This window comes from Bacillus sp. C30, from assembly GCF_040838255.1.
In the GTDB taxonomy this organism is placed as follows: Bacteria; Bacillota; Bacilli; order Bacillales; family Bacillaceae_G; genus Bacillus_A; species Bacillus_A mycoides.
The window spans coordinates 1-8,224 of sequence record NZ_JBFPJH010000149.1 but is presented as its reverse complement, the minus strand read 5'-3'; the positions used below and the strand labels follow the sequence as shown (position 1 = coordinate 8,224).

General features: G+C 35.8%; 7 protein-coding genes. 6 read left to right on the top strand and 1 reads right to left on the bottom strand.

Going from position 1 to position 8,224, the window contains the following annotated elements:
* From AB3X49_RS14315 to AB3X49_RS14290, 6 genes are all read left to right on the top strand, one after another.
* On the top strand, positions 1 to 497 hold a 497-nt coding region (locus tag AB3X49_RS14315; protein ID WP_367962896.1), incomplete at its 5' end, for an ERCC4 domain-containing protein.
* Positions 498 to 1,510: 1,013 nt separating this feature from the next.
* Complete coding sequence (locus AB3X49_RS14310; RefSeq protein ID WP_367962894.1) at positions 1,511 to 1,948, top strand: DUF722 domain-containing protein; 438 nt, start codon at positions 1,511 to 1,513, stop codon at positions 1,946 to 1,948.
* 1,704 nt (positions 1,949 to 3,652) lie between these two features.
* A complete protein-coding gene (locus tag AB3X49_RS14305; RefSeq protein WP_367962892.1) occupies positions 3,653 to 4,012 on the top strand; it encodes a hypothetical protein in 360 nt (119 codons plus the stop codon).
* 214 nt (positions 4,013 to 4,226) lie between these two features.
* Positions 4,227 to 4,562, top strand: a complete 336-nt coding sequence (locus AB3X49_RS14300; RefSeq protein ID WP_367962890.1) for an HNH endonuclease — start codon at positions 4,227 to 4,229, stop codon at positions 4,560 to 4,562.
* A gap of 152 nt (positions 4,563 to 4,714) precedes the next feature.
* Positions 4,715 to 5,071, top strand: a complete 357-nt coding sequence (locus AB3X49_RS14295; RefSeq protein ID WP_367962888.1) for a hypothetical protein — start codon at positions 4,715 to 4,717, stop codon at positions 5,069 to 5,071.
* The gene (locus AB3X49_RS14290; protein WP_367962885.1) at positions 5,068 to 6,726 is read left to right on the top strand and encodes a terminase TerL endonuclease subunit; all 1,659 of its coding nucleotides are present in this window, start codon (positions 5,068 to 5,070) and stop codon (positions 6,724 to 6,726) included. Before AB3X49_RS14295 ends, AB3X49_RS14290 begins: the two co-directional genes overlap by 4 nt.
* A 126-nt stretch (positions 6,727 to 6,852) precedes the next feature.
* Here AB3X49_RS14290 and AB3X49_RS14285 read toward each other — a convergent pair whose 3' ends face one another.
* Positions 6,853 to 8,040, bottom strand: a complete 1,188-nt coding sequence (locus AB3X49_RS14285; protein ID WP_367962883.1) for an IS110 family RNA-guided transposase — start codon at positions 8,038 to 8,040, stop codon at positions 6,853 to 6,855.
* Positions 8,041 to 8,224 lie beyond the last annotated feature (184 nt).

Genomic DNA, 8,224 nt, shown 5'->3' with positions numbered 1-8,224 from the left:
TTAAAACACTCACAATCGTGGTAGATACTCGTGAAAATGTAAATGGACATATTCTTGATTATTTACATCAAAAGGGTGTACCGATAAAGAATCAAAAATTAGATACCGGTGATTATGGTTGCATGATCCCTAAGAACGAAGAGCTTGGAATACCACGTGATATTTATTTAGACAGTCGGGTGGAACGGAAAGCTCACATGGATGAAATCACAGGGAACTTACAAAAAAATACGCAAACAGCGTTTGAAAATGAATTGATTCGCTCAAAAGATATTCCCTTCACTCTAATTGTGGAGGACTTACACGGATACGAAAAGATGTTGCAAGGGAAGTATCAGTCAAAATATAATCCATTGGCTTTACTGGGAAGGCTAAATACATTTAAAGCAAAATACGGTTTTGAAATTGTGTATTTGGATAAGAAATTCAGTGGGAATTGGATTTATCATCATTTTTATTACCAAGCAAAGCATTATCTTAAAACGGGCATTTTTTAATTTTGGGGAGAAACATGGATAAGTGTGTTTATAAAGAAAGAGCCCTGAAGTAAAGGGCTCTCGAACCAGTGTATACCTACAATTTTAATAATATATGTTTATCTTCTATAAATGGTTAATTAAACCGAAAAAGGTATTTAAATCCAGATGCAGACTTCAATACCTTTCGGGAAAACTAGTGTAATCAAATTTTTCTAAATGAGTAAATTTTTTTATAGTGTATGTTCATGTTCAATAAAAGGTTAATCAAACCAGAAAGAACAACTGGCAAAACCGAACTGCTTTATGTAGTGAGCGGAGCCATTTACATGATTTTCAATCAGAAGTCCACTCCATTTGAGGGTGATTAATAGTGTGTAAAAACATCAAAATGTTGTACAGAAGGGTGGAATGAAATTGGAGAAGAAAATGCGACATCGTCGGAAGAAAAGGGCAATCTGTGTACTCACGCCAGAAGAGAAATGGAATGAGGGGGGGAACAAACGGTTCTACTCTTCCAACAAGGTGTACCGTACCCAGATATTGCAAAAGAGGTAGGTGCCATGTGAGTCACTTGTATTGAGAATTGAAAAAACGCAAGCTATTTCAGATGCCGGAATAAGTTTCATAAACAAAGTACGTTTCTTTTGCTATCATAAGGAAAAAGAAAAAATGGGGGAGAATGGAAGATGAACGCAAAAGAAAAGAGAATTCGAATTATAAATATACAAGAACAACATTGTCGTGGATGTGAATATTTATTCGGATCATATAAACATTGTATCTAGCATTGTGGGTGGGGAAAAGAAGTGTATCAGTTAGGAGAGAGTTTGTCTGGGGAGGAGAATGTGAGAAAAAAGAATACAGAATGGAAATGGGGTTAGTTGTGTGAGGATGCGGTTCAATTACGGAATAAAGGAATGAGCTATGCGGAAATTGCAAGGCCTTTAAAATGTCACGCTGGTAGTTTACGTGATCACTTGAAAAAGCGTGTTTTATAAGAACGATAAATCAACGGTGTCAGGAGGATGTGAATGATTCGTGCAAAGCAACAACCGAAGATGAAAGAAGCTACTTTTAAATATCTTGAGAGTGAGTTATATGGTTACAATGATACGTTGCGTGAAATTGCATTCTTGCGAAAGAATCTGATCTTGTGTTCACCTCATGATGATGAAAGCATCGGAGGGGGGAGAAAGAATGTACCAGATCGCCCAACGGAACGCATCGGAACAAAGTTGACGGTACATAAAAAACTAAGACGCCTAGAAGAATTAGCAGACGCAATTGAACATGTATATGTATTGTTAGAGCCAGAGAAACAAAAGCTAGTTAAATTAAAATATTGGACAAAACCTCAATGTAAGACATGGGATGGAATCGCAGAAGACCTTCACATAACAAAGCGGACTGCATTACGCTGGCGAGATGGAATAGTGAATGCAATCGCTGAAAAATTAGGAGAAAGATAAAAGATGTCACTATCATGTCACTTTTGGCCCCGAAAAATGAGGTATTATGGTAGTATGGGAAAGTGAAAGGTGACGGAAATCACCCATTACAATGGCAAATTTCATATTCTAAACGGTTCGATTATGCGGCAACAAAAATCCGAAACCAGCTTCAATGGTGCAGATTGAATGTAGCCGTTGATAAGAGAGAGCATCTACAAAAGATGTTCTCTTTTTCTATAGAAACCAAAAATGGTATAAAAAGAAACGAGCATACCAATAGGCGAATAAACCGAGCCAGCCACTTGGTAAGGGGATATATGGAAGTAGCTTCATGATAGACTCTCTTTGGATGTATAACTAAGCCCATTAAATAATTATATACTAGGAATTAAATATAACCCATATAAAGAGCAACATACAAATAATCAACGAACCCATTAGAACTTTCTTTTTCATAATAAACTCCTTTTCGGGGTAGTGTGTGGAAAGTACATAAGAGATCTGCGCTATAAATATCACATACTGTAATGAATGTTGTAGTAAGCATTCCTACGCATGCATACAGTAGGATATGGAGCAAGTCTAACCTGCTTATTTCATCCTCAACATAGAAGACCAAATTATCTCATTTTTGAAGGGGTACCTTAGGCACAGGTGCTCTTTCTCTATGCATACTTGATAAGAGACAAGTATAGTATATAAAGCAAATTTTCAATTCCATTCAACTTTTTTCAGACAAGTACTCGTGAAAACAGGTACTTTTTCGTTTGTCACTTTTGACAATTTTACAAAGCTTTATAGCGCTGTTACAGATAGAGAAAATGCGATTGAAGTCCTGAATAAACGAAGATAGCAAAATTAGTAAAAGAAAAATATTAAAAACAGTTTCAGGTATGACTAACTTTATTTTAGTTATAAAATATTATGGCGTATACAATGCACGGAAAAATGAGAAAGAAGAATCAGATAATGAGAATATTTCATGACAGCTTCCTTTTTCATAACAGTGTGGGTGAGGGAATGAAGAATGCCAATATAATACAATGTGTGGTAGGTAATTTTGATGAATTTACATCGTACATTCTTCAACCTTCTGAATAGAAATGGGAAGAAGAACTGATATATTTGGTATATTGCATTCCTGGGTATGCCATGTGCCAATTGTATCGTATGTTCTTCATCCAATTTTAATATTTACTATATTTGGTTTTACATACCAAAAAAGATGAATATAAATTAGTAAACATCCATTTGGGTGTTTTTTTATTGGAGAAAGATAGGAGAAGAGTGTATGTACAAGGACAGGAAAATAAGCGAACACCACCTATAAGCAGTATCAAAAGGTAAATCTTATGAAATTGAAATAATTAAACCTAAAGGTAGTTCTAAAACATGTGAAAGCCGTTTTAGAAACAATTCTTAATGAGTTACTATCTTGTGGAACTTAATCTAGACTTTAAAAACAGATGAAGAACGACTGTATAACTTTAATGAAAGAGTATGATGGTTAATTTTGATTATAGATTACACAGTACGCTCTTCATTCAGGAGGAAGAAAAATAACTAAGGAAGGATTCATTCAATGCGTGAGCGATACTGTATGTTCTCCAACATTTTTAATATGTACTAATTTTGGTTTTGTATACCAAATAAATGAATATAAATTAGTAAACATCCATTTGGGCGTTTTTTTATTGGAGAAAGATAAGGAGTGAGGGAAGATTGGATAACGTCGATACAGATTTACAAAAGAAGATTGATGAGCTTGGTCTTTACCATATAGACGATAAAACTTACAACAAACATCTTAAAGTGTACGAGAAAGTTGGAATTGATGTAACGTACTTCAAGTATTACAAATGGTATGGAAAACGCTTTGTACCTTACTCAAAAGAATATTTAATCAGTTTAACAATGAAAGAATTATTGAAGAGGGATAAAGAAAAATACAAACAATGCAATTCTTCTTTTTTTGTTCGATTAAAAAGAAAGATAGATGTATGGATATTTAAGGGAAAGGTGAAATCGCTAGGGGGATTAGCGGATTGGCTAAAGAAACATTCGAAGGATGAAGAGGGATAGAACTAACTCATCTTGAGAAGGTAGTTGTGATGGATTCAATCTTTGTGTCGATAGATGAGAAAGAACTTGCGAAATATATAAGGATTACAAAAAATATAATATTGAGATAGAGTGGTAATAAAGATGTCAGACAATACAATATGAAACGAGAAAAGTGAGTACAATAAATAAAATCATTGATAATTTTTAGAAGAAAGTTAATTTGTAAAAAATAATGAAAGAATACAAAACTAAACAACAGAAGCGTAAGTTCTATGATAGTGGTGAGTGGAAACAATTGCGTGAAGAAGTAAAGAAGCGTGACAACTATGAATGCCAAGAGTGTAAACGTAATGGTCATGTTCGCATCGATACCAATGAGTACAGTGAGAGTGCGAAGCGTAAGAAGATTCAACTTGTTGTCCATCATATAAAAGAACTTGAACATCATCCAGAACTTGCATTAGAAATAGATAATCTCGAAACAATCTGTGTGGATTGCCACAATAAAGAACACGGTAGAACATTCAAAAAGAAACAGAATAAATGGGAAAACGATGAAAAGTGGTAAAAATGATTCGGTAATAACCCCCCCGGTTCGAGGATTGGGCTTTTTTTCGTCTAAGGGGCACCGGAGGAGGGGGTCGATTTTCTGGATTTTTTCGCTTTCTCGCGTGGGACCCCTCCCCTTGTTTAAAAAGAGGATGGAATCGAGGTGATACTATGACAGATACTGTAGAGCGTGATGCCCTTGTTCAAAAAGAAACCGAACGCTTACGGACATTATTTCAAGATATCCCGACAAGGAAATTAAAAGTGGTAGAGGGCTTAATCGTACAAGCGGCGAGGTTACGTGTTTCATTAAATGAAATGTGGATGGACCTATCTGAGAATGGTGATTATGAAATGTTCTCTCAATCTGATAAAACAGAGCCGTATGAAAGAGAGCGACCTGTTGCTAGATTATATAATACGCGGGATCAATCGTATCAACGGATTATGAAGCAACTGACAGACTTATTGCCTGAAGAAAGGAATCAGAAAGAAGTGAGGAAGTACGTGGCAAGTGATTTGATATGATTTGTCCTACCTATGTGAGTGAGTATATAGAATCGTACTGGGAAGGGAAAATCAAATGGAATAAAGAGCGTATCATGCTGATGGAGTATCTAGAAACGTATATATTTCCACGGGAGGATTTATATTTTGATACGGACATGCATGAAAGCTACATCAAATTCACAGAGAGATGGCATTTTACCTTACAGCCATTTCAAAAATTCCTAACCGCATTTGTTTTTCTTTTCTATAAAGAAGACGATTCTGTTTTTTACGAGCAATTTCTTATTATGATGGCTCGTGGTGGCGGTAAAAATGGTTTGATTTCATCGTTATGTCATTTCTTTATTAGTCCATTACATGGAATAGATCGATACAATGTTTCCATTGTGGCCAACAATGAGAAGCAAGCAAAAGTATCATTCCGTGAAGTGTATGATGTTATTGAAGGTAAAGAAGTATTAGAAGACATGTTTTACCGCACGAAGGTTGAAATACTTGGTAATGATACAAAGAGCGTTATGCAATATCATACATCTAATGCAAGTTCTAAAGATGGACTTCGTGACGGTTGTGTTATTTATGATGAAATCCATCGATATGAAAATTTTGATGTAGTTAACGTATTCTCTAGTGGACTTGGGAAAGTGCCAAATGCTAGAGAATTTTTTATTGGTACAGATGGTTTTGTTCGTGAGGGTTTTCTAGATAAGACGAAAGAACGAGCTATGAATATTTTAAAAGGTGAAGATTTAGAAGATCCACTATTTCCTTTCATCTGTAAGATTGATGATCCAGAAGAAATTGATCATCCTGATGTGTGGGAAAAAGCAAATCCTATGTTTAGTGAGCCGAGAAGTCCTTATGCGAAAGGTTTATTTAAAAAGGTATTAACTCAATATAAACAGTTAGCAAACAATCCATCGAATCGCGAAGAATTCATAACAAAACGTATGAACTACCCTGAAACGGATTTAACAAAGTCTGTAGCTTCATGGGAAGAAATCATGCGTACAGGTTTTGAAGAAGATGGGGAAACACTTAGGGGCATTCCAGAGTTAAAACACAAAACAGCTGTGGGAGGCCTCGATTATGCGAGAATTAAAGACTTCGCGGCAGTTGGTTTGCTATTTAAGCATGGTAATGATTTCATTTGGAAAACACATTCTTTTGTAAGGAAAGGGTTTTTAGACACAGTGAAATTAAAGGCGCCTATTAAAGAATGGGAAGAAAAAGGGTTACTTACTATTGTGGATGAACCGGTCATTAACATCCAACATATTGTAGATTGGTTTGTAAACATGCGGGAAATATACGGCGTTAGTACAATTGTAGCTGATAATTTCCGTCTAGATCTCGTTAAAGCAGCACTGGAAGCAGAAGGTTTCACGTTACTATATATCCGTAATCCAAGAGCGATTCATTCGCTTTTAGCTCCGCGGGTTGAAACACTATTTGCAAATGGACAAATTATTTTTGGTGATAATCCATTAATGCGCTGGTACACCAACAACGTCTATGTCCACATCAAAAAAGACGGCAACAAAGAATATCTGAAAAAAGATGAAGATAAGCGCAAAACAGATGGATTCCAAGCTTTTATTCATGCACTATGGCAAGCGGATAACATTCTTGTGGATGAATTCGACTTTATGTTAGATGGTATTAAATTCTAATAAAGACCAACTATGAAAAGTCAAGGATGAAATGCAGGATAAATAATGGAAGTGTCCGCTGAAAAAAGAGTACACCAAATAAACCTTGAGAAAAGGCTAAAAAAAATCAAGATAGTAACTTGATTTTTAGGCGATATGGATAGGGACTTTATAAGGCTTATTGCTTTTTAAGATAGCGTAAATAATATGACATAATTTTCTGGCTAATGCACAGATACAAACGTAATAATGTTTTCCTTGCTGTTTTTTCTTCTCATAAAAAGCTTTCAAAATTGGATCATATTTATAACCAGTAATGGCGGCTTGAAATAATGCTCTACGTAGATGGGAAGAGCCACGCTTTGATATAGACATGCTTGTCGAGTTATATTGGCCCGACTGGGATACAGAGGCATCGATGCCCGCATAAGCGACGAGTTTTGAAGGCTTATCAAATCGTTTTATATCTCCAATTTCACCTAGTATAGTGGCACCTAAAATAGGTCCAATGCCAGGTACTGTCGTTATAGGGGTATCTAATTCAATAAGGAGTTGGTCCATTTGTTCTTCACATTGTTTGATTTGAACTTCAATAAAGTGGATTTGCTCCATTAACATTTTTAGTTGGAATGAGAATGCTTCTTTACCGAAAGTAATACCAAATGAATGAGAGGCGGACTCGATGATCTGATGCGCCTTTTCTTTGCCCAGTCGGTTACGACTTGCTTGTTCGATTATTTGGGTCAAATCATCAATCGATACCTGTTCATAGTCACTGGGAGAAGCATATTCCAGTAAGAGTTGTGTGGAAGTTTTACCGAAAACATCTGAGAACATCTTTTGGTATTCAGGAAATGTTTGATCTAATATGATAAGCGTTTTACGTTTTAAATCCCCCATATTACTTACGAGTGAATTACGAAAGCGACTGAGTTGTTTGAGGGCAAACATTTTTTCATTTACAAGAGGGGTTTCTAAAAAATGCCCAAACCTAATGATATCAGCGATCATTGTCGCATCAATGGCATCGGTTTTTCTTTTTCTAATCTCTGTTCCTTTACGCCACGCGTTCGCTTGAATCGGATTCAGTACAATCACTGAGAATCCATGGTCTAGTAAAAAGGAATATAACGCTAACCAGTAATGTCCAGTAGCTTCCATTCCAATTTTAATTGCTGTTGGGGCGTCAATGTGTTGATATATTTTCGTTAATAATGATTGGCCTCCTTTTCTATGATTATAGACTGGGAATGGTTTTTCCACAGGATTCCCGTTGGAATCCATAATAGATGCATAATGCTTATGTTTGGCAATATCAATACCTAAATACAACATCGTATACACTCCTATTTTGATAAGTATTAGATAGTGTTTGTGCTCCTCTGAACTAATAAGTGCTACTACCTCGTAAGAGATACGAAGAATGACTAAGAAAGTCATCAACATCCAACTCATTCGTAAATTACTTATTAGACAGAGGTACCAATCTTTCAACCGAATACAAGATTCAAGGGGGTGA

What these genes read in the sequence shown, in the direction of transcription:
- AB3X49_RS14300 (WP_367962890.1), top strand. Translation starts at nt 4,227, where the DNA reads ATGAAAGAATACAAAACTAAACAACAGAAGCGTAAGTTCTATGATAGT.
- AB3X49_RS14285 (WP_367962883.1), bottom strand. Translation starts at nt 8,040, where the DNA reads ATGTTGTATTTAGGTATTGATATTGCCAAACATAAGCATTATGCATCT.
- AB3X49_RS14290 (WP_367962885.1), top strand. Translation starts at nt 5,068, where the DNA reads ATGATTTGTCCTACCTATGTGAGTGAGTATATAGAATCGTACTGGGAA.
- AB3X49_RS14295 (WP_367962888.1), top strand. Translation starts at nt 4,715, where the DNA reads ATGACAGATACTGTAGAGCGTGATGCCCTTGTTCAAAAAGAAACCGAA.
- AB3X49_RS14310 (WP_367962894.1), top strand. Translation starts at nt 1,511, where the DNA reads ATGATTCGTGCAAAGCAACAACCGAAGATGAAAGAAGCTACTTTTAAA.